We start from the raw sequence: 25705 nt of genomic DNA on the forward strand, positions 1-25705 counted from the left end.
GTTATTCTCCGTTCGAGGGTTCGGGGGGTGCCGCGCGTCGGGCGTTGCGAGCATCGAGGGATGCCCCTTTGATCGTTGCATACGCCCACATGCCACCGAAAATGATCGCCACAATAACGAGTGCGGGCACGAGAAAGCCCCCCAGCAGGACGACGACCTGCAGAGCCCAGCCCACTGCGATCGCCCAGGAGTGACGCAGAAGTCCGGCGGTGATGACCATCAACAGCGCCAGAATGGAGCCCCCGACGATACCCCACCAGGGCTCGATCCCCTCGGGCAGCACGCGAAGGCCATAGACGACGAGGCCGCCCAGAAAGACGATGATCGACTCGAAGCCGAGAACGACCGATCCGAGGGATTCCCGGGCACCGCGGGCGCGGCGTGGGCGCGGGGAGGCCGCGGGCCCGTCCGCGCTCACGCTCCGGACCCCGCTTTCCACTCGTTGTCTGCCGAGAGCGTGATCGCTTCGCCCGCGAGAACAACCGACCCGGTGATGATGACAGCGCGGCGCGGCGCCGAGCTCGCCCAAGTCCTCGCGGCCTCGGCAGCCGACTCGAGCTCAGGAAAGACGGCGGCGGGGAGCTCCCGCGCCTCGAGCAGGTCGGCCAGAGCGTCGGCATCCGTTGCCCGATCGGAATCGGGTGCCGTGACGAAGAACGCTGTCGCGACCTCGCTCAACGCCGACACGATGCCGTCGGCATCCTTGTCAGAGAGCACGCCGATGACCAGTGCCCACTCGTCGAAGTCGAACGATTCGCCGAGGGCCTGGGCGAGAGCTCGCGCGCCGTGCGGATTGTGTGCAGCATCGACGAGCACCGTCGGCTCCGTGCCGATCAGCTGGAGCCTTCCCGGTGACGTGACGCTGGACAGCCCTTCCACCAGCACGTCGGCGGCAATGGGCTGCCGGCCGCCCCCGATGAGCGCTTCAACGGCGGCGATCGCCAGCGCAGCATTGAAGCCCTGGTGCGATCCATACAGCGGCAGGTAGAGGTCGGCGTACTCGGCGGCCAGCCCGCGGACCGAAATCAGCTGGCCGCCGACGGCCAGAGCAGACTGCTGCAGCGCGAACTGGTCACCCTCGATCGCGAACGTCGCGTCTCGTCTTCCGGCCTGTCCGCGCAGCACCGCCTCAGCCGGCGGAGCTTGCCGGGCTGATACGACAGCCGCGCCCTCCTTGATGATGCCTGCCTTCACGGTGGCGATCTGCTCGATCGTGTCGCCGAGGCGCGCGGCGTGGTCGAGATCAATAGGGCCGAAGACGGCGACATCGCCATCGGCGGTGTTGGTCGAGTCCCACAGTCCCCCCATGCCGACCTCAAGAACCAGCACATCGACGGGCGCGTCGGCGCACACGACGAAGGCCAGCACCGTCAGCAGCTCGAAGAAGGTCAGTTCCGCATCGCCGGATGCCGTGAGTTCGGCATCCACGAGGTCGATGAACGGGGCGATCTCGTCCCAGGCTGCAACGAGGGCCTCATCGCTCACGGGCTCGCCGTCGATGAGGATGCGCTCGGTGAATCGCTCGAGATGCGGGCTGGTGAACAGGCCCGTGCGAAGGCCGTGAGCGCGGATAAGGCTCTCGATGATGCGGCTCGTCGAGGTCTTGCCGTTCGTGCCGGTTACGTGCACGACCCGGTACGTGCGCTGCGGGTTGTCGAGATAGTCCAGCAGCTTCTGCGTCCGCTCGATCCGCGGCTGCACCCACTGCTCGCCCTGTCGACTCAGCAGGATCTCGTAGACGGCGTCTGCGCGCTCTCGCTCGTTCATGCGGCTCCTCCAGCCCTGCCAACGATCACGCGGAATCCACCGGCGTTCGCATAGGTACCCGCTGAGACGCGCTCCGTGTGCTCGATCTCACCCACGGCGGACCAGCTCTTGAGCAAGGTCTGCTCGCCGGGTCCATAGATGGCGTAGGCCACAGCAAGCGTCTCCCCCGCGACGTCAGCAGCATCGAACCCAGCGACCACCGCGGTCGCGTCACTCTCAGATTCAAACTCCACCTCGAGACGGATGCGGTCGCTCACGTCGAACCCGGCGGCCTTACGTGTGTCCTGCACGGCACGGATGACGTCGCGCGCCAGCCCTTCGGCCTCCAGTTCCGGCGTCGTGGTCGTGTCGAGCAGGACGAACCCGCCTGCGCCCAGCAGCGCGATCGCCGTGCCTTCGGCAACTCCCCCTGCTTCGAGCGTGAGTTCGTATTCGCCGGGCTCGAGGGCGATGCCATCGACGACGACCACGCCATCCTCTTCGTACCAGAGGCCTGCTTTTGCCCCGGCGATGACGTGCTGCACCTGCTTGCCCAGGCGCGGACCGGCCGCGCGCGCGTTGACGGCGAGTCGCTGGCTGATGCCGTAGGACTCGGCAAGACCATCGGTGAGTTCGACGAGGTCAACGCTCTTGACGTTGAGTTCATCGCGCAGGATTCCCTCGAACTGGCCGAGGGATGCGGCATCAGTGACCGCCACCGTCAAGCGCGAGAGTGGCAGGCGCACGCGCTTGCCCTCCTTCTTGCGCAGAGCGTTGGCGACGCTGGAGACCTCGCGGACGGCATCCATAGCCGTGCGGATGTCGGTCGCGGGCGCGAAGGATGCCGCATCCGGCCAGTCCTGCAGATGCACGCTGCGACCGCCCGTGAGCCCCTGCCAGACACGCTCGGCGACAAGCGGGATCAGCGGCGCTGCGACGCGAGTGAGCGTCTCGAGCACGGTGTAGAGCGTGTCGAACGCCTCGCGGGTTCGTGGGTCGTCGGTGACGCCCTCCCAGAACCGGTCGCGCGAACGGCGGATGTACCAGTTCGTGAGGGCCTCGCCGAAGTCGCGGAGCTTCTCAGCCGCGCTCGTGGAGTCGAGCACCTCGAGGTCGGCCGCGACACCGGCGACCAGGTCGCCCAGCAGAGCCAGGATGTATCGGTCGAGCACATCGGTCGAGTCGGTGCGCCAGGACGCCTCGTAGCCGGCTCCATCGGGACCGGATGCCGCGTTGGCGTAGGTCGCGAAGAAGTACCACGCGTTCCACAGCGGCAAGAGAAACTCGCGAACCCCAGCACGGATGCCTTCTTCGGTGACGACGAGGTTGCCGCCGCGCAACACCGAGCTCGACATGAGGAACCACCGCATCGCGTCGGATCCGTCGCGGTCGAACACTTCCGACACGTCGGGATAGTTGCGCAGCGACTTCGACATCTTCTGGCCATCGGATCCCAGCACGATGCCGTGGCACGAGACTCCCGTAAAGGCCGGCCGGTCGAAGAGGGCACCCGAGAGCACGTGCATCACATAGAACCAGCCACGGGTCTGCCCGATGTACTCGACGATGAAGTCGGCGGGCGCGTGCTCGTCGAACCACTCGTGATTCTCAAACGGGTAGTGCACCTGCGCGTAGGGCATCGAGCCCGAGTCGAACCAGACATCGAAGACGTCCTCGATGCGACGCATCGTGGACTGACCGGTGGGGTCATCGGGGTTCGGCCTCGTGAGGTCATCGATGTAGGGACGGTGCAGGTCAACCTCGCCTGCCTCGTTGCGCGGCAGCGTTCCGAAATCGCGCTCGAGCTCTTCGAGCGATCCGTATGCGTCGACGCGCGGGTACTCGGGGTTGTCGCTCTTCCAGACCGGGATCGGCGACCCCCAGTAGCGGTTGCGGCTGATCGACCAGTCGCGCGCACCCTCGAGCCACTTGCCGAACTGCCCGTGCTTGACGTTCTCGGGAGCCCACGTGATCTGCTCGTTGAGTTCGATCAGGCGGTCCTTGATCTCGGTGACGCGCACGAACCAGCTCGAGACTGCCTTGTAGATCAGGGGGTTCCGGCAGCGCCAGCAGTGCGGGTACGAGTGCTCGTAGCTGGCCTCGCGCAGCAACCGGCCGCCGTCGCGCAGCAGGCGGATAAGGGGACGATTGGCATCCATCCACAGCTGCCCGGCAACATCCGTCACCTGCGGCAGGAACTTGCCCCCCTCGTCGAGCGAGAGGATCGTCGGGATGCCGGCGGCTTCTGAAACTCGCTGGTCGTCCTCACCGTAGGCCGGGGCCTGGTGAACGATGCCGGTGCCGTCGCTGGTCGTGACGTAGTCGTCGACGAGGATCTGCCACGCGTTCTGGGTGCCCCAGGTCTCGGCATCCGCGTAGTAGTCGAAGAGGCGGTCGTAGGAGACTCCGGCAAGCTCCGACCCCAGGATGCTGCGCGAAACCGCTGCCCGCGCATCCTCGACGCTCTCGTACCCGAGGTCCTTCGCGTAACCGGCGAGCAGGTCTTCGGCGAGAACGTACTCGTGCGCGGTCGCCTCGACAGCGTCATCCGCCTCCCCACCGGGCGTGCGGTGAACATCTGCCGCGCCATTCGGGCCACCGGGGACGACGACATAACGGATATCGGGGCCGACAGCGAGCGCGAGGTTCGTCGGCAGGGTCCAGGGAGTCGTCGTCCAGGCGAGCGCCCGGACCGCGGTGAGCCCCAGGGCCTCGGCCTTCGCGCCGACCAGCGGGAAGGTCACCGTGACCGACGGATCCTGGCGCATCTTGTAGACGTCGTCGTCCATGCGCAGCTCGTGGCTCGACAGCGGCGTCTCGTCGCGCCAGCAGTAGGGCAGCACGCGGTAGCCCTCGTAGGCGAGCCCCTTGTCGTAGAGGCTCTTGAACGCCCAGAGCACCGACTCCATGTATCCGGTGTCGAGGGTCTTGTAGCCGCGCTCGAAGTCGACCCAGCGCGCCTGGCGAGTGACGTAGTCCTCCCACTCGTGGGTGTACGTCAGCACCGACTCACGAGCCTTCGCGTTGAACGCGGCGATGCCCATCTGCTCGATCTCGGCCTTCTCGGTGATGCCGAGCTGCTTCATCGCCTCGAGCTCGGCCGGAAGGCCGTGCGTGTCCCATCCGAACACGCGATCGACCTTCTTGCCGCGCATGGTCTGGAACCGCGGGAAGAGGTCCTTCGCGTACCCGGTGAGCAGGTGCCCGTAGTGCGGGAGTCCGTTCGCGAACGGCGGGCCGTCGTAGAACACCCACTCCTCGGCACCGTCGCGCTGCTCGATCGACGCGCGGAAGGTATCGTCCTGCTTCCAGAAGGCGAGTACGTCACGTTCGATCGCGGGAAAGCGCGGGCTCGGCGAAACGTCGGCAGCGGGTCCGAAGGCGGAGGGGCGGGGATAGCTCATGTCATCTCGCAAGGGTCACGGACTGTTGCGCCGGGACGATCCTCGCGGACCGCGGTACCACCCTGCGTGCTCTTCCGGTCTGCGTCCGGCCGAGCCCCTCTCACTGCGGCTATGACGGGCCTGACCCGCTCGGTTCTACTGGGCCCCTTGCGGGACGGTTCTTCCGAGAGCTCCCCGGTGATGGCCGGATCGGTGCTGATTGCTCAATTCTAGCGGCGCCTAGGGTGGATGCGTGCCTCGCTCGCGATCCGATGAACCGCTGCCTCCGCGCGTCACCGGCCCCGATCTGCCGCGGGTGCTCGAGGCAGCCGACACGCTGGACCACCACGACGACGTTCTCGGCGCGCGGCTCGCCCCGCTTCACGGCGACGTAGATGCCTCTTTCGGTCAAATCGCCGAGTGCGCCATCCCGGATGCCGACCTCGGTGTCTTCACGCTGACGAGCGCATCCCTGCGCGATGTGCTGATCAGTGGTATCCGTGCGACCCGTCTGATCGCGCCGGGCAGCGCGTGGCGCACTGTCACGATCGACGGCGGACGGCTCGCAACTCTCGAGCTCAGCGGCGCAGAGCTCGACAGCGTCGAGTTCCGCGGTTTGCGAATCAATTACGCGAACCTCGCTCTCACGACGCTGAGCGACGTTCGGTTCGTGGACTGCCGGTTCGGCTCACTCGACCTCCCCGAGGCATCCCTCGATCGTGTGCAGTTCTCCGGATGTCACGCCGACGAGGTCGATTCTCGAAGCCTGCGCAGCAAGAACCTCGATCTCCGTGGTCTCGAGGCGTTCTCGTTCACAGACCCTGCTGGGCTCAGCGGTGCGACGCTCTCGCCTCGCCAGATCGAGCAGCACGCGCACGCGTTCGCGGCCGCTCTCGGCATCCGGAGCGTCGAATGACGAAGCCGACGGAAGCCTTCGCCGGGATGCACACCCCACGGCTGCGGCTGCGGCCGCTCACTCTCGAGGACGGGCCAGCCCTGCACCGCGTCCTCGGCGACGAGATCGCGATGGCTGCCTACGAGCATGGCTTCTCACCCGACGAGACCACGGACTGGATCACGAGGCAGCTCGCGCGCTACGAACGCGACGGCTTCGGACTCTGGGCCATGGTGGATGCCGGCACCGGCGAGGTCATCGGCGACTGTGGACTCACGATCCAGGCCGTGGGCGAAGCGCAGGTCGTCGAGGTCGGCTACCACCTGCTTCGGGAGCGTTGGGGCCACGGATACGCGACCGAGGCGGCATCCGCGTGCCTCGACTGGGGCTTCACTCACCTCAACGTCCCCGAGATCTACGCGAGAGTGCGCGATACCAACATCGCGTCGATGAATGTCGCCATTCGACTCGGGATGACGGTGCGCGCGCGCTTCACCATCCGCTACCGCGACATCGACATGCCGCACCTGGCATTCGCGATCACCCGCGAGGACTGGCACTCTCGGCATCCGTCGCCCTGACCCCGCTGCTTATCCGGAGCCCCAACAGTCACGAGAATCCGATCCGGCGCCCTGACCGCGGCACCCGAGCAGATTCTCGGCGCCGGAACGAATTGTCGCGCGGTCGGGGGGCGCGCTCACCGGCACGACAGTGTTCGCGCCGGTAGAATCAAGGCGTATCCCACACTCAGGCACGCTCACACAGTGCCGCACATATCGCCCAAGGAGTCCCCATGGCCGCAGTTCCCGAAAAGCCCGCCCTCGAGGGTCTCGAACAGAAGTGGGATGCCGCGTGGACGGATGCCGGCACGTACGGCTTCGATCGGGCCCGCGCCGCAGAAGTGGGCCGGGCCGGGGTCTACTCCGTCGATACTCCCCCGCCCACGGCATCCGGGTCGCTCCACATCGGCCACGTGTTCAGCTACACCCACACCGACGTGAAGGTGCGCTTCGAACGGATGCGGGGCAAGACCGTCTTCTACCCGATGGGCTGGGATGACAACGGCCTGCCCACCGAGCGGCGCGTGCAGAACTACTACGGCGTGCGCTGCGACCCCTCGCTCCCCTACGAACCGGACTTCACTCCCCCGTACGAGGGCGGCGACAACAAGAGCAGCAAGGCCGCCGACCAGGTGCCGATCAGCCGCCGCAACTTCATCGAGCTGTGCGAGAAGCTCACTGTCGAAGACGAGAAGCACTTCGAAGACCTGTGGCGGATGCTGGGACTCTCGGTCGACTGGACCCAGACCTACCGCACGATCTCGGACGAGACGATGCGCACGAGCCAGCTCGCGTTCCTACGCAACCTCGAACGTGGCGAGGCGTACCAGTCGCTCGCGCCGACCCTGTGGGACATCGACTTCCGCTCGGCGATCGCGCAGGCAGAGCTCGAAGACCGCGAGCAGCCCGCGGCCTATCACCGGCTCGCCTTCCACAAGACTGACGGCAGCGGAGACATCCACATCGAGACCACGCGTCCCGAACTGCTCGCGGCCTGCGTGGCCCTCGTTGCCCACCCCGACGACGAGCGCTACCAGCCCGCGTTCGGCACGACGGTGCGGACGCCGCTGTTCGATGTCGAGGTGCCCGTGCTGCCGCATCCGCTCGCGCAGCCCGACAAGGGCTCGGGCATCGCGATGATCTGTACGTTCGGTGATGTCACCGACATCATCTGGTGGCGCGAGCTCGACCTCCCCAACCGCACGATCATCGGCATGGACGGACGCATCATCGCCGACGCTCCGGATGTCATCACGACGGATGCCGCGCGTGCTGCCTACGCGGAGCTTGCCGGCAAGACCGTCTTCAGCGCCAAGAAGCGCGTCGTCGAGCTGCTGCAGGGGTCGGGCGAGTTGATCGGTGACCCCAAGCCCTTCACCCACCCCGTCAAGTTCTTCGAGAAGGGCGACCGCCCCCTCGAGATCGTTTCGACCCGCCAGTGGTACATCCGCAACGGCGCCCGCGACGAGGCGCTGCGCGAGAAGCTCATCGCCCTCGGCAAAGAACTGTCGTGGCATCCGGACTTCATGCGTGTTCGCTACGAGAACTGGGTCGGCGGCCTCACCGGCGACTGGCTCGTATCGCGTCAGCGATTCTTCGGCGTGCCGATCCCGGTCTGGTACGGCCTCGACGAGAACGGTGAGCGCGACTACGAGCGCGTTCTGCTCCCGGCGCACGATCAGCTTCCCGTCGACCCCACGACTGACGTTCCCCCGGGCTACACCGAGGACCAGCGCGGCGTGCCCGGCGGATTCGAGGGCGAGCGCGACATCTTCGACACCTGGGCCACTTCATCCCTCACCCCGCAGTTGGCGGGCGGCTGGGAACGCGACCCCGAGCTGTGGGACCTCGTCGCCCCCTTCGACCTGCGTCCGCAGGGTCAGGACATCATCCGTACCTGGCTGTTCTCCACGATGTTGCGTAGCGCGCTCGAGGACGGCCGCGCGCCGTGGACGGATGCCGCGATCTCGGGCTTCATCGTGGACCCCGACCGCAAGAAGATGTCCAAGTCCAAGGGCAACGTGGTGACGCCGGCCGACATCCTGGAACAGCACGGGTCGGATGCCGTGCGCTACTGGGCGGCATCGAGCCGCTTGGGCACGGATGCCGCGTTCGACCCGCAGAACCCGACGCAGATCAAAATCGGCCGGCGCCTGGCGATCAAGATCCTCAACGCGGCAAAGTTCGTCCTCTCCTTCCCCGTCCCGGAGGGCGCGCAGATCACTCATGCGCTGGATGCCTCGATGCTCGCGACGCTCGATGGCGTCGTGCGCGATGCGACGGCAGCACTGGATGCCTACGACCACGCGCGCGCGCTTGAGCTGACCGAGTCCTTCTTCTGGACCTTCTGCGACGACTACCTCGAGCTGGTCAAGGAGCGCGCTTACGACCAGACGGACGTCGGCCAGGCATCCGCCGCTCTTGCCCTGCGCATCGCGCTGTCGACGCAGCTGCGCCTGCTGGCGCCCATCGTTTCCTTCGCTACAGAGGAAGCCTGGTCGTGGTTCGAGGAGGGGTCGATTCACACGGCAGCATGGCCCGAGCCGCTCGGCATCGAGGGCGACCCCGCCGTGCTGACCGCTGTCGGCGAGGCGCTCATCGGCATCCGTCGCGCGAAGACCGAGGCGAAGGCATCGCAGAAGACGCCGGTCACCTCGATCACGCTCGGTGCGCCCGCGGCGACGGTGGAGCGACTCAAGCTGGCAGAGGGCGATCTGAAAGCCGTGGGTCGCATCGAGACCATCACGTACACGGATGCCGACAGCACTGCCGTCGCAGCCATCGAACTCGGAGAGGTGTGACATGCAGCTCGGAACCCGGTGGGCCCTGGGCACAGTGCCACCGCAGGCTGTTCCCGAGGTCCTGCGCGCCCAGATCGCGGCTGTCGAAGACCTGATCTCTGCCGGGCAGCTCGCTCAGGAGCCGACACCGCGCTGGACGCTCACGTGGCTCGAGGGTCGACCCATCGCTGAACTCGACACCGGCGTGATCGTGACTCTGGACTCCGACGGCGAAGCGGTCGTGCACCACGACTCCGACGACGAGTTCGCCTGAGCGGAGATCACTCCTCGTTCGGTGACACGCGGCTCGCTGCCAGAAGAAGTCGCGCGGCCGCGAGAGCGGCGATGATCGTCACCGCTGCAGCGATCAGATAGGGAAGGCGAAGGTCCACGCGCGCGACCAGACCGCCGAGCATCGTGGCGATCGGGAACAGACCCCATGTGAGACTGCGGATGATCCCGAGCACCCGCCCGAAAATATCGCCGGGAATGATCATCTGCCGCAGCGCTCCCCAGGGGACGTTCCACAGCGACACGGCGAACGCCATTCCGGCGTAAGCCACGATCGCGCTGACCACCTCGGGGGCGATCCCCACGAGCGCGAGGCACACCCCCGCACCCAGATTCGCGCCGAGCATGACAGCGCCACGTCCGAAGCGGCGCACAAGTGCGGGGGCGACCAGCGAGCCCAGCAGCGCGCCGGCGCCGATTCCTGCGGTGACGAAGCCGATCGCCGCAGGCGCCACGCCCTGTGTCTCGAGGAAGTAGAGAATGGTCGGCGCCTGCGCGAAGGCGAAGGCACCGCCGAGGATCGAGGTGAACACCACGAGAGCGCGCAGATAGCGGTGGCGCCAGAGGTACAGCGCCGCATCCTTGGTGGAAACGCGATGCGGGTCAGATGCGGGAAGTCGCTCCCCAGGCGCCGCCACCTTGTCGGACGCAAACTCTGCTTCCGCGGGCGATCCCCGGAGCGCATAGGCAGCAGAAACCGGCAGCATGAGCGCTAGTGCTATCGGGACCAGATACCCGATCGAGCCAACCCAGAGCGGGAGCACGAGCGAGATCGCGAACAGCACACCCGCGATGGGCTGGGCAACGAAACTGTCGATCGTGATCTGTGCAGCCTGAATGCGGCTGTTCGCACGGTCCAGCCCCGGCCTGCCGACCAGCGAGGGGATCACGGCATTGGTCGCGTTGTCGAACAGGGTTTCGCCGATGCCGAAAACCACAGTCGCGACGAGCAGATGCCACAGCTCAAGATGACCGGCCGCGGTCAGAGCGGCAAGGGCCACCGCAACGGCGCCGCGCAGCACGTTGGCCGAGGCCATGACCCGGCGTCGATCGAACCGGTCGACGATCATGCCAGCGGGAAGCCCGAAGAACAGCCAGGGAACGAAGGCCAGCGCTCCCACTGCGGCAATGGCGACCGGGTCCCGCGTCAGGGTCGTTGCGATGAGCGGGACGGCCGTGCGTCCGACCCCGTCAGCGAGGTTACTGAATGCCGCAGCGGTCCAGAGCTTCCCGAAGTCCCGGCCGAGCGGAATCTGACGCCGGACGGGGCTCGAGGCGACAGTCATCGCGGCAGGATGCCGACATGCGCGCCGGCGCAGGCATCCGCACGCCCCTCGGCGTACGCGCTTAGTGCAGCGTGCCGGATCGGACGGGTCGATGCCCGCCGTCGAACCCGCACTTCGATGTCTCGTTCCAGTGCTCGCAGAACGACTAGCGCCGCCCGCTCGATCGCGCTCGGTTGCACCTGGTCGCAGCGGGCCGCCGCCACAGTGCTGATGGTGGTCATGATTGCTCCGGGTCTGTCAGGGGGAACACGTCGGTTCGGATGGTGAACGGTCGCACTCCCTCGCCTTGCTGTTCGCGGTAGCGCGCGACGTACGAGTCGATGACGGCCTCGAGTTCATGGCCGAGCTCCTCGAACTGCGCATCCGTCAGTCGAACGGTGGCGGTGCTGAGCATCGCCGTCCACTCGTCGGGATCCTTGCGGATCTGGCGCGCGATGAACTCCTCGAGCTGCCTGTTGCGGCGCCGATAGAACTCACTGATCACAACCTGGCTCGCGGCGCGGCCCGCAGGACTTCTGACGGCTGTCTGGCCGGTCATCGACACCGCGCCCTTGGGGCGTTCCCACCAGCGCTCGCGTCCCGTGCCTCGATCGGGAACCTCGCGAATGAGGTCGTGTTTGGCGAGCGCACGCAGGTGATAGCTCGTCGCCCCGGACGACTCCCCCAGCTGCTCCGCCAGCGAACTGGCCGTCTGCGGCCCGAACTGACTGAGGATGTCGTAGATCTCGACACGAAGCGGATGCGCAAGCGCGCGCAGTGCGCCGACATCCAGCTCACGCGCCTCACCGATGCGCGGGGGCACATCACCCGCGTCGTCTGGCGATCTGTTCACACCTCCACGATAGGACCGCAAAGCCTTCTTTGCAAGTATTCGTTTGCAAAGGTTGGTTTGCGGTACGGATCCGAGGAGATAGGTTGGGTCCATGACCGACGTCGACATGTCGAACCCTCTTCTTGCCGCAAGCTCGCTCCCCTACCGACTCCCGGACTACCGGGCAATCCGACCAGAGCACTACCTGCCGGCGTTCACCGAGGCGTTCGCCGCGCATCGACGTGAGATCGACGCGATCGTCAATGTCGCCGCCGCCCCGACTTTCGAGAACACGCTGGTGCCCCTCGAGCGCAGCGGCGAGCTGCTCCACGATGTGGCATCTGCCTTCTACACGGTGTCGTCCGCTGACGCGACGCCAGAGATCCAAGAGATCGAAGAAGCGCTGGCCCCCTTGATGGCAGCGCACACGGATGCCGTGCAGTTGAACGCTGAGCTCTATCGACGCATAGCGAGCGTGCATTCCCAGCTGGATGATCTCGGGCTCGCGCCCGAGGATCGCTACCTTGTCGAGCGCCACTACCGCGAGATGACCCACGCAGGCGCAGGCCTCGACGAAGCCCAGAAGGCGCGCCTCACGGAAATCAACGGTCGCCTCTCAACACTCACCACAACGTTCGAGAAGAATCTGCTCAACGACACAAATGATCTCGCCGTCGTGTTCGACGACGTCACCGAGCTCGATGGACTCGCCGACGGCGAGATCTCTGCCGCTGCCCGCGCCGCTGCCGACCGCGGCATCGCGGGCGCCTGGCTCGTCTCTCTCACCCTCTTCACCGGACACCCGTATCTGGGATCGCTCCGCAACCGCGACTCGCGGGCGCGCATCATGGCGGCATCCCGGGCTCGGGGCACACGTGACAACGGAAACGACAACCGCCCTGTTCTTCGCGAGATCGTGCAGCTGCGAGCCGAGCGCGCCGAGCTTCTGGGCTACCGCTCGCACGCGGACTACGTCACGTCGGATGAGACAGCGGCAAACCCGGAAGCTGTGCGTGACCTACTCTTCCGTCTTGCCGCACCCGCTGCCCGGAACGCGCGCACCGAGCAGGCTGCCCTTCAAGCGATGGCGGATGCCGAACCCGAGCCGTTCACGATCGAAGCGCACGACTGGGCATACTTCACCGAGAAGGTCCGCGCAGCCGAGTACGATATCGACGCCGCGGCGCTCCGCCCCTGGTTCGAGGCTGAGCGCGTGCTCCATGACGGCGTCTTTCGCGCGGCTACGGAGCTCTACGGCATCACCTTCACCGAACGCCCCGATCTTCCCGGGTACCACCCCGATGTGCGGGTGTTCGAGGTGTTCAACGCCGATGGGTCGGCGCTCGGGCTCTACCTGCTCGACCTCTACACCCGGGATTCGAAGCGCGGCGGGGCGTGGATGAACTCCATCGTGTCCCAATCACGCCTGCGCGGCACGGCGCCGGTCGTGGTGAACAATCTCAACGTCGTGAAGCCTGAGACCGGAACTCCGACCCTGCTGACCCTCGATGAAGTGACGACCTTCTTCCACGAATTCGGACACGCGCTGCACGGACTGTTTGCGACAGTCACGTACCCGCACTTCGCCGGCACCAACGTGTTCCGCGACTTCGTCGAGTTCCCGAGCCAAGTCAACGAGATGTGGATCTTCTGGCCCGAGATCCTGGCAGCCTATGCGCGCCACATTGACACCGACGAGCCGCTTCCGGCCCAGGTCGTGGAGCGGCTGAACGCATCTGAGAGCTTCAACCAGGGGTTCGCGACGAGCGAGTACCTCGCGGCATCCTGGCTCGATCAGGCGTGGCACTCACTCTCGGCAGCCGACGCAGCGAGCGACCGTGATGTCGCAGAGTTCGAAGCATCCGCCCTCGCCGACATCGGGCTCAATAGCCCCGCAGTCCCGACGCGGTACTCATCCACGTATTTCGCCCACATCTTCTCCGGTGGCTACAGCGCCGGGTACTACTCGTACATCTGGAGCGAAGTACTGGATGCCGACACCGTTGAATGGTTCCGTGAGAACGGCGGTCTCACTCGGGCGAACGGCGACCGATTCCGTGCCCGGCTCCTCGGCGTCGGAGGGTCGAAGGATCCCCTCGAGGCGTTCCGGGACTTCCGCGGCCGGGATGCGGAGATCGCTCCTCTGCTGCGTCGCCGAGGCCTCAATACCTAACGCCCGCGGCGAGCATCCCGCGAAGGCCTAGGAGGGCGTAACGAGAAACCGCAGGCGCGCGAACTGCCCCACCTGGCGAGCTTCGACGAGGCGGAGTCGATCCGACTCAACCCGACGCGGAAATAGCGGCGCACCGCCGGTCAGAGCGACGGGCGCGATCGATATGGCGATCTCGTCGAGCGCGTCGGCGTCGTAGAACTGTGCGGCAAGGTCCCCGCCGCCGACGATCCAGACGTCTGACTCGCCTGCCGCGTCGCGGATCTCGCTCAACACGGCCGACACGGGTCCTGACACAAACGTCACGTTTGCGCCCTCTGGCACGGGGAGGTTCCTCGTCGTGAAGACGAACGTGCGCCGAGTGCCGAACAGCTCCTGCCACTTCTCAGGGTGATCGACGAGGTCAGACTCGCGCAGGAGCCACTCGTACGTGGATGAGCCCTCGACGATGAGCGCATCAGTGGGCGGCAGGAGCTCCGGATCGGGCTCCGTGCCGCCGGGCACGTCGAAGAGCCACTGCAAGGAGTGGTCGGAGTCAGCGATCCAGCCGGTAAGGCTGGTCGCGGTGTCGTAGATGAATCTCGTCACGCTGCGACGCTACTCGGGAGTCCCGACATCCCTCAGCGGGCGGGACGTGGCCGCCAGCTCAGGCGGACTTACGAGCCTGCCGCAGCACGAGGGTTGGGGCTGCGCCGTCCTCGACGGCGGCGCGCGTGACGATGACCTTGTCCACGTTCTCGGCCGACGGAATCTCGAACATGATCGGACCCAACACGTCTTCGAGGATCGCGCGCAATCCACGGGCGCCGGTCTTTCGAGCGACAGCGAGGTCTGCGATCGCGACCAGCGCCTCGTCGTCGAACTCGAGGCCGACTCCGTCGATCTCGAACATACGCTGGTACTGCTTGACGAGAGCGTTCTTGGGAGCCGTAAGGATTTCAATAAGGGCCTCACGGTCAAGCGGCGACACGGATGCGACAACGGGAAGCCGCCCGATGAACTCGGGGATCAGGCCGAACTTGTGCAGATCCTCGGGCTGAACCTCGCTGAACAAACTGAGGTCGTCGCCCTTGTTGTGAAGGGGTGCCCCGAAGCCCACCCCGTGCTTGCCAACGCGCGACGAGATGATGTCTTCCAGCCCGGCGAACGCGCCAGCAACGATGAACAACACATTCGTGGTGTCGATCTGGATGAACTCCTGGTGCGGATGCTTGCGACCACCCTGCGGCGGCACCGATGCGACGGTTCCCTCGAGGATCTTCAAGAGAGCCTGTTGCACGCCCTCGCCCGAGACATCCCGCGTGATGGAGGGGTTCTCGGCCTTGCGGGCGATCTTGTCGACCTCGTCGATGTAGATGATGCCGGTCTCAGCGCGCTTGGTGTCGAAGTCGGCCGCTTGCAGGAGCTTCAGGAGGATGTTCTCGACGTCCTCACCGACGTAGCCAGCCTCGGTCAGTGCGGTCGCATCAGCAACCGCGAACGGCACGTTCAAGCGCTTCGCAAGCGTCTGGGCGAGGTAGGTCTTTCCGCAGCCCGTCGGGCCCAGAAGAAGGATGTTGCTCTTGGCGATCTCAATGTCTTCAGCGCGCTGCTCGGCAGGCTGCAACGTCGAGTGGGCACGGACACGCTTGTAGTGGTTGTAGACAGCAACCGACAGCGCGCGCTTGGCAGGCTCCTGGCCGACGACGTACTCCTCGAGGAACGCGAAGATCTCGCGCGGCTTGGGCAGATCGAAGTCGGCGACAACGCCATCACCGGACTCTGCCATGCGCTCTTCGATGATCTCGTTGCAGAGTTCGACGCACTCGTCGCAGATGTACACGCCGGGTCCGGCGATGAGTTGCTGCACCTGCTTTTGGCTCTTACCGCAGAAAGAGCACTTGAACAGATCAGCGCTCTCACCGATGCGTGCCATCAGGGGGTCCTCCTCGTTCCGGGCGGCTGTGGTCCGAGCCTAACCGAGGCCGGCGACATCCGGTGGGATTGCGCGCAGCTCGTGCCGACAGGGCCGGACCCCGGCATCCGCGTCGTATGACGGATGCCGGGGCCCGGTTTCTGGTCTTACTTTGCGGGCAACGCAGGCTGACGCTTGCGCGTCGTGAGCACCTGGTCGACCAGCCCGTAGGTGACTGCCTCTTCCGCGGAGAGGATCTTGTCGCGGTCGATGTCGCGGTTGACCTCTTGAGCGCTGCGGTGGGAGTGCTTCGCGAGCGTCGCTTCGAGCCACGTACGCATACGGAGGATCTCCGCCGCCTGGATCTCGATGTCTGACGCCTGCCCGTGACCGGCCTCACCCATGGCGGGCTGGTGGATGAGGATGCGAGCGTTGGGCAGTGCGAGGCGCTTGCCAGGAGCCCCCGCCGCGAGCAGCACCGCAGCAGCCGAGGCTGCCTGGCCGAGGACCACGGTCTGGATCTGGGGCGAGACGTACTGCATCGTGTCGTAGATCGCCGTCATCGCGGTGAAGGATCCACCGGGCGAGTTGATGTACATGATGATGTCGCGGTCAGGATCCTGCGACTCGAGCACCAGCAGCTGCGCCATGACGTCGTCTGCCGAGGCGTCGTCCACCTGGACACCCAGGAAGATGACGCGGTCCTCGAAGAGCTTGTTGTAGGGGTCCTGACGCTTGTAGCCGTAGGCGGTGCGTTCCTCGAACTGAGGGAGGACGTAGCGGCTACTGGGCATCTGCAGCGCTGAGGGCGAGGCCTGCGGGAGGCGGAGGTTCGGGGTGTTCATGCGTTTACTCTCTTCTTCGCTCGCGCCGCTGGTTACTTCGTGTCGGTTCCGCCGCCGCCTGCAACATCGGCGGCGTGCTCACGAATGTGGTCGACGAACCCGTACTCGAGCGCCTCGTCGGCGGTGAACCAGCGGTCGCGGTCGCCGTCCTCGTTGATCTGCTCGACGGACTTTCCGGTTTGCGCGGCAGTGATCTCGGCGAGGCGGTTCTTCATCGAGGTGATCAGCTGCGCCTGCGTCTGGATGTCGCTCGCGGTGCCACCGAAACCACCGTGCGGCTGGTGCAGCAGCACACGCGCGTTCGGCGTGATGTAGCGCTTGCCCTTGGTCCCGCTGGTCAACAGCAGCTGGCCCATCGAGGCGGCCATGCCGATACCGACGGTGACGATGTCGTTGGGCACGAACTGCATCGTGTCGTAGATCGCCATACCCGCCGTGATCGAGCCACCGGGCGAGTTGATGTAGAGGTAGATGTCCTTCTGCGAGTCCTCCGCAGCAAGAAGCAGAATCTTCGCGCAGATCTCGTTCGCGTTCTCGTCGCGCACCTCCGACCCCAGCCAGATGATGCGGTCTCTCAGCAGCCTGTCGAAGACGCTCGTCGCGACCAGTGGTTCAGCCATGTGTGCTCCCGTGTTCGTTGCGTGACATCGAATCTACCGGCGGGGTTCGGGCGACCCGCTCGTGTTCGCCGTAGGCAGATCGTGCGGCGCGGTGAGCTCCCGGGCGTACGCCTCGACCGAGCGGCGATAACGGGTGAGGTGCGGTGCGAGGGCCGCCAAGGCGACGGATGCCGCGGCATCCGGCTGACCTGCCGAAACGAGCGTGAGGGCATAGAACGCGGCTACCTCGTCTCGGAGCTCCACCGCGGCACCGCGCTCGTACTCGGGCCGGAGCAGGTCCAGAGCCTCCTCGACACGGCCAAGGTTGCGCAGCGTGCTCGCGAGCTGGATGACAGCCTGCGGGAGTTCGGGGCCCGAAAGGCCCGCGGCAATCGCTGCGCGGTACAGGGACTCTGCCTCGCGCTCCAACCCGGCGGCATCCCGTGCGCCTGCGCGTTCGAACAACGCACGCGGATCGTCCCCAGCCCGCTCGGCGGCAATCGCATCGATGAGCACAATCCGCTCGTCGTCGGTGAGGGAATCATCCGCCCACACGGCGGCCACCCGCTCATCCCAGGTTTGCACCATCTCTCCCTTGCTACGCCGAGGGGCGGATGCTGCGTGCTGCAGCATCCGCCCCTCGTAACCTTCTGGTCTTACTCGGCGTCGGCCTTCTTCGAGGTGCGCGGTGCGCGCTTCTTCGGCGCCGGCTTCTCTTCGGCCTCGACGATCTCGTCGGCGTCGGCTGCGGCATCCGCGATGTCCTGCGCCTCCTCGACGACCTCTTCCTCAGCCTCTGCCTCGTCTTCACCGAGAATAAGGTGCGCGGACAGGTCTACGGCAGCGCCGGTCGTGTCGACGATCTTCACGTCGCGCAGTGCGTGGACGAGCGCCTTGCTGCGTGCAACCTCGCCGACCATCGCCGGGAGCTGGTTGCCCTGCTGGATCGCGTTCACGAAGTCCTGCGGCGACATACCGTACTGTGCAGCCGACTGGATGAGGTACTGCGTGAGCTCATCCTGCGAAACCTTGACGTCGTAGGTCTCGGTGAGCTTGTCGAGGATCATCTGCGTGCGGAACTGCTTCTCGGATGCCTCGGTGACCTCGGCGCGGTGCTCATCGTCTTCCAGACGTCCCTCACCCTCGAGGTGCTGGTGCACCTCGTCTTCGATGAGGCCGGCCGGCACGGGGATCTCGACCTGCTCGATCAGCATGTCGACGAGCTTGTCGCGCGCTGCTGAGGTCTGCCGCAGGCCGGACTGCTGCGAAGCGGTGGAACGCAGGCTTTCGCGCAGCTCCGCGATGGTGTCGAACTCGCTGGCGATCTGCGCGAAGTCGTCGTCTGCCTCGGGCAGCTCGCGCTCCTTGACGCTGGTCACGGTGACCGCAATCTCGGCCTCTTCACCGGCGTGGTCGCCACCGACGAGCTTCGAACGGAACGTCGTGTCTTCACCGGCGGTGAGCGACTCGATGGCCTCGTCGATGCCTTCGAGCAGCTCGCCCGAACCAACCTCGTACGACACGCCCTCTGCGCGGTCGATCTCGGAACCGTCGATGGTGGCGACGAGGTTGAGCTCGACGAAGTCACCCGAGGTAGCGGGGCGGTCGACGGTGATGAGCGTGCCGAAGCGGCCACGAAGCTTGTCGAGTTCGGCATCCACCGCAGCGTCGTCGACCTCGACTGCCTCGATCTCCACGGTGAGACTGTCAAGGGCGGGGAGGGTGACCTCGGGGCGAACATCGACCTCGATCTCGACCTTCAGGTCGCCCGAGAAGTCCTTCTCGTTGGGCCATTCGGTGATGTCGGCGCTCGGGCGTCCGATGACGCGCAGCTCCTGCGCCTCCACTGCCTCGCGGTAGAAGCGGTCGAGCCCATCGTTGACGGCGTGCTCGAGAACCGCCCCGCGGCCGATGCGCTGGTCGATGATCGGCGCGGGCACCTTGCCCTTGCGGAAGCCGGGGATCTGGACATCCTTCGCGATGTGCTCGTACGCGTGCGCGATACTCGGCTTGAGTTCTTCGGGGGTGATCGAGAGCAGCAGCTTGACGCGGGTCGGGCTGAGCTTCTCGACAGTGCTGGTGACCATGCCTGTGTTGTTCTCCTCGTGCTGCACCGCACTGAAGCGCGGTGGAAGGTCTGGGTGTAAGGCCGTGACGTCGGGGCGACAGGATTTGAACCTGCGACTTCCCGCTCCCAAAGCGGGCGCTCTACCAAGCTGAGCTACGCCCCGGGCGGGATCTCACGCGCTGTGCGACAGACGGCCCACAGAAGTCTAGCTGACGCGCGGGCCAGCGTTGCGGGGTGCCGTCGATCTCCCGGGCGTAGGACCTCTCCCCTTGGTAGGGCGATTCGCCTGGCATCCGTCCTGCGTCGGCGATTCCTCCTACTTTCCGGAGGTGCCTCGGGGGTGCGGGTGCGGGGACACGTCGCGGTGCCCTATAGACTGTCGGATGCTGCGGCTCCGGCCGTTGCGGGGGCGTAGCTCAATGGTAGAGTCCCAGTCTTCCAAACTGGTTGTGCGGGTTCGATTCCCGTCGCCCCCTCCAAATGGCCCGATGTGCCGCCGCAGGCGGTGCAGCGGGCCATTCGCGTGGGTGCCGTAGGGACCGATCCGCCACGGGTGGGCCCACGCCGCCGGAGGCTCCGCGCGCCGTGCAGCGGCGCGTGGAGTGGCGGTGGGGACGATTCCCGTCGCCCCCTCCATCGCTCTCACGTGCGGCCAAAGGCCATGCGGGAGAGCGATCGTGCGTTGTGCGGGAAGCGAACCCGCAGGGTTGGCCCACGCCGCCAGAGGCTCCGCGCGCGGCGCCGCCGCGTGTGGAGCGGCGGAGGGGACGACTCCCGTCGCCTGTTCCACACGCTTCGCCCCGAACTGCGGGGCGTAATGTCACCGCTTCGAGGCGTGCCATGCGCTTATGAACGAACGCGGCGCCGGTGGGCGCATCCGCCACCTTCCGGTGAGACGTAACGGCTAGTGCGAATGCCGATGATGCGCGTCGGGATAGTGCTCGTGGGTGTGCGTTAGCGCCTCATGCGCATGCTCGTGACGGTGCCACGCCCCTGCCAGCGCCATCGAGCCGTCGCGATGCTCGTGTTGGTGGTGTTCATCGTGAGTGTGCCAGTGGTCGTGGGTAGGTGCGTCATGCGTGTGCTCGCGCTCGTGCCGTTCTGTGAGGTGGACCCACACCCCGAAAGCCATCAGGACAGCGGCAATAGCGAGCGGCCATGTGACCGGTTCTCCGAGGAGAACGGCGATGATCGCGCCGAAGAACGGAGCAACCGAGAAGTAGGCGCCCGCCCGCGCCGTACCGATGTGACGCATTCCCACAATGAACAGAGCGAGGGAGACGCCGTATGCGAAGAGCCCGATGACCATTGCCCCCGCGACCACCCACGCATTCGGGAGCACCGCGCCGATCAGGAACGCGAGGACGAGGTTCACTGGCCCGGCAACTGCGCCCTTCACGGCCGCAAGCCACGTCGCATCGTTCAGCGCAACCTTTCGCGTGAGGTTATTGTCCAGCCCCCAACACAGGCACGCGCCGAGGATCGCAAGCGCGGGCCATGGCGATCCGAAGTTCGCCCCGCTGGGGATACTCAGCACCACCGCGCCAGCAACGATAGCCACCATGCCGAGAGCGATGCGCCGGTCGAAATTCTCGCGAAAGACGAGCCATGCCAGGACGGCAGTGAAGACGGCTTCCGCGTTGAGGAGCAGAGACGCACCGGAAGCGGGCATGTTCGCGAGCCCGACCATAAGGAGGACCGGCGCGATGAGGCCGCCGAAGAACACGGCGCCGATGAGGGGCAGGGCCTCACTGCGTTGGATGCGGACTCGCGGGGCGCGGCGAACGAGGCGCCATGTCATGAGTCCTAGCCCGGAGCCCGTGTAGAGGAGCCCGGCGAGGAGCCAAGGGCTCACGTCACCGAGGAGCATCTTCGCGAAGGGTGTTCCTGCACCGAACAGGATGGCGGATGCGAGGGCCGCTTGAACGCCGACGTGCTTCAGGCTCGTCATACACCCAGTATTGCCCGCGTGACCGAGGGCCAGGTTGCAGCAGCAAGGGGTCAGCAGCCCCGTCATTGGCGCGATACCGAGCCCGCGCGTGCCTCAGTGGGCCACACGCGCCCGAGCCCTACTCCCCCGTGGCCCGCGCCTCGCGGTGCGCGACGATGTGCTCGCGATAAACCTCGGCGTTGCGCAGGATGCCGCGCTTCTCCTCATCCGTGAGCTCACGGCGTACCTTCGCGGGAACCCCGGCGACCATCGACCCCGGCGGCACGATCGTCCCACCCAGCACGAGCGCTCCCCCGGCCACGAGGGATCCGGCACCGATGACGGCTCCGGAGAGAATCACGGATCCCATCCCGATGAGGCATCCGTCTTCGACGGTGCAGCCGTGGACCACAGCGTTGTGACCGACCGAGACGTTCTCACCGATCACGACGGGGCTGTCGGCATCCACATGCACCGAAACGTTGTCTTGCAGGTTCGACCCGGCGCCGACCGTGATCGAGGCGCTGTCGCCGCGAAGCACAGCGTTGTACCAGACGCTCGAGTCGGGTCCGAGACGCACGTCGCCGATCACGCGCGCGCCTGTCGCAAGAAAAGCAGACCCGTCGATCTGAGGGGTCAGCCCGGCGATGGAAAGAACGGATGCAACGTCGGAACTCATGCCTCGACAGTAGGGCAGCGGCACGTGACGGAGCTAGGCGAGATGCGTCACACGGCCACCGAGCAGGGTCGCGCGAACGTCCATCGATCGCAGTCCCGATTCGGATGCGGTCATAGGGTCTTCCCCGCACAGGACCAGGTCTGCGACGGCACCCGGTTCGATGCGACCGGGAGCCGTGGATCCGCCGTGCGTCGACGCAGCCAGCGCGACACGTGCGTCAACGGCCTGCTCGACCTGCCACGGTGACCGTCCGTCGCGAGTGCGATAGATCGCCGATGCCATCGCCGCCCACGGATCGAGCTGCGCTACCGGCGCATCAGAACCGAACAGCAGATTCGCTCCCGCGTCCACCAGCGCGCGCAAAGGGTACGGCCTGGCGATTTGGGCAGACCAGATCGTGTCGGAGAGGTCGCGGTCATCGAGCGCATGCTCCGGCTGGACGCTCGCCCCGACACCGAGACGAGCAAAACGCGGGATGTCGACGGCCGATACCAGCTGCGCATGCTCGATCGTTCCGGTCGCGCCGGTCGCTGCGAAGGCGTCAAGCGCATGGGTGTTCGCCAGATCACCGATGGCGTGAATCGCGCACGAGATTCCGTGAGCCGCAGCATCCGTCATGAGTGCGACCAGCTCCGCCGGCGGGATGGTCAGGACCCCGTGATTGTGCGGATCATCGGGATACGGATGCGAACACGCGGCCGTGCGGGTTCCCAGCGAGCCGTCAGTGATGACCTTCAGCGGCCCGACCGTGATCAGCTCGCTCAGCCGGTCACCGGTCTGCCACCCCGTGTCGACAAGCCGACCGAGCTGAGACGGATACGTTCCGAACTCGACGCGTAGCGCATCGAAGCCCGCCGCGACGCGGCGTGACCAGGCATCCGCGTTCCACGCCATGTCGAGGTCAACGATCCCGACGACCCCCCGGGATGCGGCGTGTCGTGCGAGGTCGGCGACTGCGTCGTCGGCGTCATCGGGGCTCGCAGCCGCCAGCCGACGAGTGATCTCAAAGGCCGGCTCCTCCCGAAGCATCCCCGATGCGTCCGGAGGCGTGATCTGCTCGCGCGCAAAGGCGGCAGAGTTCAGCCAGACGCTATGAAGGTCCGCGTTGATCAGATAGGTCGGTACAGCGCCGGTGGCCGCATCCAGCATCTCGAGCGTCGGTTCGTCAGGCCAGAAGGCATCACGAAAACCCGCACCGACACGGATGCCGCGACCGAGGAGCGGGGCGCTCGACATGATGTGCGCAGCATGCAGCGCTGATTCGGCGGCACCGAGCGGCTCACGCTGTCGGGTGAGAGCGGCGGACACCGTGTGCACGTGGTGGTCCCACAGACCCGGGATGAGCCACGCACCGTCTGCCTGCAACACCTCGCCGACAGGACGAACAGCACCGGTGGGGGCAAGATCGGCGATGCGGCCGCCTTCGATGAACACGTCGTACGCGCCGTCGACGGGCAAGAGCTCACTTCCCGGTCCCGTGATCCGCACGCCGACAATGGTCGACACCGTCGCGCCGAGGGCACTCATGCGCGGGCGTCGTTCGCGCGGCGCATCTCCGCGGCAAGCCGCGGGTTGTGATGCGGACCGTCTTCCTCGAGCTCACGGATGACGTGATCGACGAGCTCGACGGGACGATTCTGACTGAGCTTGCGCTTGGCCGTCACCGACGTCGGCGTGAGGCGAAATCCGACGGTGCCCCGCTCGAGTCGCTCGACGAAGTCGGCATCGTTCGGGCGCTCCCACAGCAGCCGGGGCTCGGGCATCGGGGACTCAAACCGCGCAACCAAGCGATCGAGCACGCGCAGGTTCTCCTCCGTTGACAGCAGCTCGGGTACGCCGCGCAGGTGGACTGTCACGAAGTTCCACGTGGGCACACTGGGGCGATCGCCGTACCAGCCGGGCGAGATGTACCCGTGCGGCCCCTGGAAGATGATCAACAGCTCACGTTCTCCGAGTCCCAGGATCAGGTCATCGGGCTTGCCGACGTGACCGACGACGGTGAGGTCGTCTTTCGTGTCATCCAGAAGCACTGCATAGTGCGAGGCGACGAGACCGTCATCCGTCGAACTGACCAGGGTCGCCCACGGATTCTGATCGACGACCCGCCGCAACTCGCCGACATCGGTCATGGCGAAGCTCGGATTCTGCCGCATGCGTTCAGCCTAAGACGGCTCGATCTGGCGTCACGCCTGGCACCGGGGGCACCAGTACAGCTTCCGTGACGCAGCCTCTTCGACGACGATTGCGGTGCCACAGACTCGGCACGGCAGCCCGGCGCGGTGGTAGACCCAGTGACGGTCGTCGCGGTGTGCCATGGCGCGGCGGTAGGCGTCGGCATCCAGGTCGTCCATCGTCATCATCTGGCCGGTCTCGACACCGATCCGCAGCAGTCGCGTCCAGTCGCGCCATAGCGACCTCACCGTCTCTTCCGGCACGTCACGCCCCGGAGTGTGCGGGTTCAATCGAGCACGGAACAAAAGCTCAGCTCGATAGACATTGCCAATGCCGCTGACGACCGACTGGTCCATCAGCAGCAGTCCGATCGGTGTCGGCGCCCGCCGCACCCGGGCGGTGAACCGCTCCTCCCCCTCGGCGAGGTCGTCGACGAGGGGATCCGGCCCGAGCTTAGCGATCGAGGCGGCAACCTCATCCGGCGTCTGCAGCTCACACGCTGTCGGTCCCCGCAGATCAGCGCACGTCTCATCGGTGAGCAACCGCAGCCGAACCTGACCGACCACTGGCGGCGGCCACTGACCTTCCTCGTCGGGCAGGCCTGTCGTCTGCTCCGACATCCGCACGTGAACCCGTGCTCGCCGGGGGGCCCCGATCGAGGTGAGCGAGTTCTCGCCCGCGGCATCCAGAATCGGCTCGTCGATCACCGTGCCGCGCTGGTTGGTCTGCCCCATCCGGCCGTTGGCCGCCGCGATCGTCGGGTCGGCGTCGATCACGCCCGCGAAGTCCCACGCGCCGTACATACCGAGGTGCACACGCAGCCACAGATCTCCATCGAAGCGCAGGAACATCTGCTTGCCGACGGCACGGGCCTCGAGCATCTCTCGTCCAGCGAGCGCAGCGGCACCCTCGGCGAAGCGGCCCTGCGGACTGGATGCGTCAACCACACGACCGACGAAGTTCCGCGCGAACTGTCGGGCGATCCGGTGAACGGAATGACCCTCGGGCATCAACCAGCTTCTGGGTCGAACGAGTCCGTCGCCGCGGTGTTCGCCACATCACGCGGGTCAGGCAGCAGGGACCCGTCGGCCTCGTACGCCGCGATCTGGCCGATCCGGCGTACGTGACGCTCCTCGTTCGAGAATGGCGTCTCGATGAACCGGTCGATAAAGGTCACGACCTCGTCGAAAGAGTGCTGGCGGGCTCCGATGGCGATGACGTTCGCATCGTTGTGCTGCCGGGCGAGTTCCGCGGTTGCGATGCTCCAGACGAGGGCGGCACGGATGCCACGCACCTTGTTGGCGGCGATCTGCTCACCGTTGCCCGATCCTCCGAACACGATCCCGAGAGCTTCGACTCCCGCGCTCTGATCGGCGACGACGCCAAGAGCGGCACGGATGCAAAATGATGGGTAGTCGTCGACGGCGTCGTACTCGATCGGACCGTGGTCGATGACCTCATGACCCTGCTCGGCCAGATGGTGCTGAAGTTGCGTGGAGAACTCCATGCCGGCGTGGTCGGTGGCGATATGGATGCGCATGGCTCCCATCCTAGGGAAGCGCCGGTGAGCGACGGGGACCGATATTGGCCGATATG

At 66.2% G+C, this 25705-nt stretch carries 23 protein-coding genes and 2 tRNA genes; 6 read left to right on the forward strand and 19 right to left on the reverse strand.

Annotation, left to right across the window (positions count from 1 at the left end; translation table 11 throughout):
- Window position 1 precedes the first annotated feature (1 nt).
- From AB0O89_RS06190 to ileS, 3 genes are read right to left on the reverse strand one after another with little or no spacing between them, the layout of a single operon-like run.
- Window positions 2-418, reverse strand: coding sequence for a DUF4233 domain-containing protein (locus AB0O89_RS06190; protein ID WP_363495153.1), 417 nt, complete (start codon window positions 416-418; stop codon window positions 2-4).
- Complete coding sequence (locus AB0O89_RS06195) at window positions 415-1767, reverse strand: folylpolyglutamate synthase/dihydrofolate synthase family protein (protein ID WP_363495156.1); 1353 nt, start codon at window positions 1765-1767, stop codon at window positions 415-417. Before AB0O89_RS06195 ends, AB0O89_RS06190 begins: the two co-directional genes overlap by 4 nt.
- Complete coding sequence (ileS, locus tag AB0O89_RS06200; RefSeq protein ID WP_363495159.1) at window positions 1764-5150, reverse strand: isoleucine--tRNA ligase; 3387 nt, start codon at window positions 5148-5150, stop codon at window positions 1764-1766. The genes AB0O89_RS06195 and ileS overlap by 4 nt, the downstream gene beginning before the upstream one ends.
- 232 nt (window positions 5151-5382) lie before the next feature.
- Between ileS and AB0O89_RS06205 the strand changes: the two genes are divergently transcribed.
- The 4 genes from AB0O89_RS06205 to AB0O89_RS06220 all read left to right on the forward strand — a co-directional run bounded on the left by AB0O89_RS06205 (window position 5383) and on the right by AB0O89_RS06220 (window position 9638).
- Window positions 5383-6045, forward strand: a complete 663-nt coding sequence (locus AB0O89_RS06205) for a pentapeptide repeat-containing protein (RefSeq protein WP_363495162.1) — start codon at window positions 5383-5385, stop codon at window positions 6043-6045.
- Window positions 6042-6605 carry a GNAT family N-acetyltransferase gene (locus AB0O89_RS06210; RefSeq protein WP_363495165.1) on the forward strand — a complete coding sequence of 188 codons (564 nt, stop codon included), beginning with the start codon at window positions 6042-6044 and terminating at the stop codon, window positions 6603-6605. Before AB0O89_RS06205 ends, AB0O89_RS06210 begins: the two co-directional genes overlap by 4 nt.
- 212 nt (window positions 6606-6817) lie before the next feature.
- Window positions 6818-9385 carry a valine--tRNA ligase gene (valS, locus tag AB0O89_RS06215; RefSeq protein WP_363495168.1) on the forward strand — a complete coding sequence of 856 codons (2568 nt, stop codon included), beginning with the start codon at window positions 6818-6820 and terminating at the stop codon, window positions 9383-9385.
- A 1-nt stretch (window position 9386) separates the two neighbouring features.
- Complete coding sequence (locus tag AB0O89_RS06220; RefSeq protein WP_363495171.1) at window positions 9387-9638, forward strand: hypothetical protein; 252 nt, start codon at window positions 9387-9389, stop codon at window positions 9636-9638.
- Between the two features lie 7 nt (window positions 9639-9645).
- On the opposite strand, the gene AB0O89_RS06225 is transcribed toward AB0O89_RS06220, so the two are convergent.
- The 3 genes from AB0O89_RS06225 to AB0O89_RS06235 are packed head-to-tail and all read right to left on the reverse strand — an operon-like array spanning window position 9646 to window position 11773.
- Window positions 9646-10941 carry an MFS transporter gene (locus AB0O89_RS06225; RefSeq protein ID WP_363495174.1) on the reverse strand — a complete coding sequence of 432 codons (1296 nt, stop codon included), beginning with the start codon at window positions 10939-10941 and terminating at the stop codon, window positions 9646-9648.
- Window positions 10938-11162, reverse strand: coding sequence for a hypothetical protein (locus AB0O89_RS06230; protein ID WP_363495177.1), 225 nt, complete (start codon window positions 11160-11162; stop codon window positions 10938-10940). Before AB0O89_RS06230 ends, AB0O89_RS06225 begins: the two co-directional genes overlap by 4 nt.
- Entirely contained in the window at window positions 11159-11773 is a 615-nt protein-coding gene (locus AB0O89_RS06235) for a helix-turn-helix domain-containing protein (protein WP_363495180.1), read from the reverse strand. The genes AB0O89_RS06230 and AB0O89_RS06235 overlap by 4 nt, the downstream gene beginning before the upstream one ends.
- Window positions 11774-11864: 91 nt before the next feature.
- On the opposite strand from AB0O89_RS06235, the gene AB0O89_RS06240 reads away from it, so the two are divergent.
- Window positions 11865-13925, forward strand: coding sequence for a M3 family metallopeptidase (locus AB0O89_RS06240; RefSeq protein WP_363495183.1), 2061 nt, complete (start codon window positions 11865-11867; stop codon window positions 13923-13925).
- Window positions 13926-13952: 27 nt separating this feature from the next.
- Here AB0O89_RS06240 and AB0O89_RS06245 read toward each other — a convergent pair whose 3' ends face one another.
- The 7 genes from AB0O89_RS06245 to AB0O89_RS06275 form a co-directional block, all read right to left on the reverse strand.
- Window positions 13953-14510: a dihydrofolate reductase family protein gene (locus AB0O89_RS06245; RefSeq protein WP_363495186.1), complete on the reverse strand. Its 558-nt coding sequence runs from the start codon at window positions 14508-14510 to the stop codon at window positions 13953-13955.
- A 58-nt stretch (window positions 14511-14568) separates the two neighbouring features.
- Window positions 14569-15837, reverse strand: coding sequence for an ATP-dependent Clp protease ATP-binding subunit ClpX (gene clpX, locus AB0O89_RS06250; protein WP_300594370.1), 1269 nt, complete (start codon window positions 15835-15837; stop codon window positions 14569-14571).
- 146 nt (window positions 15838-15983) lie between these two features.
- Window positions 15984-16661 (reverse strand): ATP-dependent Clp protease proteolytic subunit, encoded by a 678-nt coding sequence (locus tag AB0O89_RS06255; RefSeq protein WP_300594367.1) that lies wholly within the window; start codon window positions 16659-16661, stop codon window positions 15984-15986.
- 32 nt (window positions 16662-16693) lie between these two features.
- Window positions 16694-17281, reverse strand: coding sequence for an ATP-dependent Clp protease proteolytic subunit (locus AB0O89_RS06260; protein WP_363495190.1), 588 nt, complete (start codon window positions 17279-17281; stop codon window positions 16694-16696).
- 33 nt (window positions 17282-17314) lie between these two features.
- Window positions 17315-17848, reverse strand: coding sequence for a tetratricopeptide repeat protein (locus AB0O89_RS06265; RefSeq protein ID WP_363495193.1), 534 nt, complete (start codon window positions 17846-17848; stop codon window positions 17315-17317).
- Window positions 17849-17916: 68 nt separating this feature from the next.
- Window positions 17917-19347, reverse strand: coding sequence for a trigger factor (tig, locus tag AB0O89_RS06270; protein WP_363495196.1), 1431 nt, complete (start codon window positions 19345-19347; stop codon window positions 17917-17919).
- Window positions 19348-19417: 70 nt separating this feature from the next.
- Window positions 19418-19491: transfer RNA gene (locus AB0O89_RS06275), tRNA-Pro, on the reverse strand.
- Between the two features lie 242 nt (window positions 19492-19733).
- Between AB0O89_RS06275 and AB0O89_RS06280 the strand changes: the two genes are divergently transcribed.
- A tRNA-Gly gene (locus AB0O89_RS06280) sits at window positions 19734-19807 on the forward strand.
- 425 nt (window positions 19808-20232) lie between these two features.
- On the opposite strand, the gene AB0O89_RS06285 is transcribed toward AB0O89_RS06280, so the two are convergent.
- The 6 genes from AB0O89_RS06285 to AB0O89_RS06310 form a co-directional block, all read right to left on the reverse strand.
- Complete coding sequence (locus AB0O89_RS06285) at window positions 20233-21279, reverse strand: DMT family transporter (protein WP_363495199.1); 1047 nt, start codon at window positions 21277-21279, stop codon at window positions 20233-20235.
- A gap of 118 nt (window positions 21280-21397) precedes the next feature.
- On the reverse strand, window positions 21398-21937 hold the full coding sequence (locus tag AB0O89_RS06290; protein ID WP_363495202.1) for a gamma carbonic anhydrase family protein: 540 nt from the start codon (window positions 21935-21937) through the stop codon (window positions 21398-21400).
- 33 nt (window positions 21938-21970) lie between these two features.
- Window positions 21971-23464, reverse strand: a complete 1494-nt coding sequence (locus AB0O89_RS06295; RefSeq protein WP_363495205.1) for an amidohydrolase family protein — start codon at window positions 23462-23464, stop codon at window positions 21971-21973.
- On the reverse strand, window positions 23461-24090 hold the full coding sequence (locus AB0O89_RS06300; RefSeq protein ID WP_363495208.1) for an FMN-binding negative transcriptional regulator: 630 nt from the start codon (window positions 24088-24090) through the stop codon (window positions 23461-23463). Before AB0O89_RS06300 ends, AB0O89_RS06295 begins: the two co-directional genes overlap by 4 nt.
- Window positions 24091-24120: 30 nt before the next feature.
- Window positions 24121-25119: a DNA-formamidopyrimidine glycosylase family protein gene (locus tag AB0O89_RS06305; protein ID WP_363495211.1), complete on the reverse strand. Its 999-nt coding sequence runs from the start codon at window positions 25117-25119 to the stop codon at window positions 24121-24123.
- Window positions 25119-25649: a ribose-5-phosphate isomerase gene (locus tag AB0O89_RS06310; RefSeq protein ID WP_363495214.1), complete on the reverse strand. Its 531-nt coding sequence runs from the start codon at window positions 25647-25649 to the stop codon at window positions 25119-25121. Before AB0O89_RS06310 ends, AB0O89_RS06305 begins: the two co-directional genes overlap by 1 nt.
- Between the last annotated feature and the right edge of the window lie 56 nt (window positions 25650-25705).

The sequence above is a fragment of the Microbacterium sp. NPDC076895 genome (genome assembly GCF_040687115.1).
GTDB lineage: Bacteria > Actinomycetota > Actinomycetes > Actinomycetales > Microbacteriaceae > Microbacterium.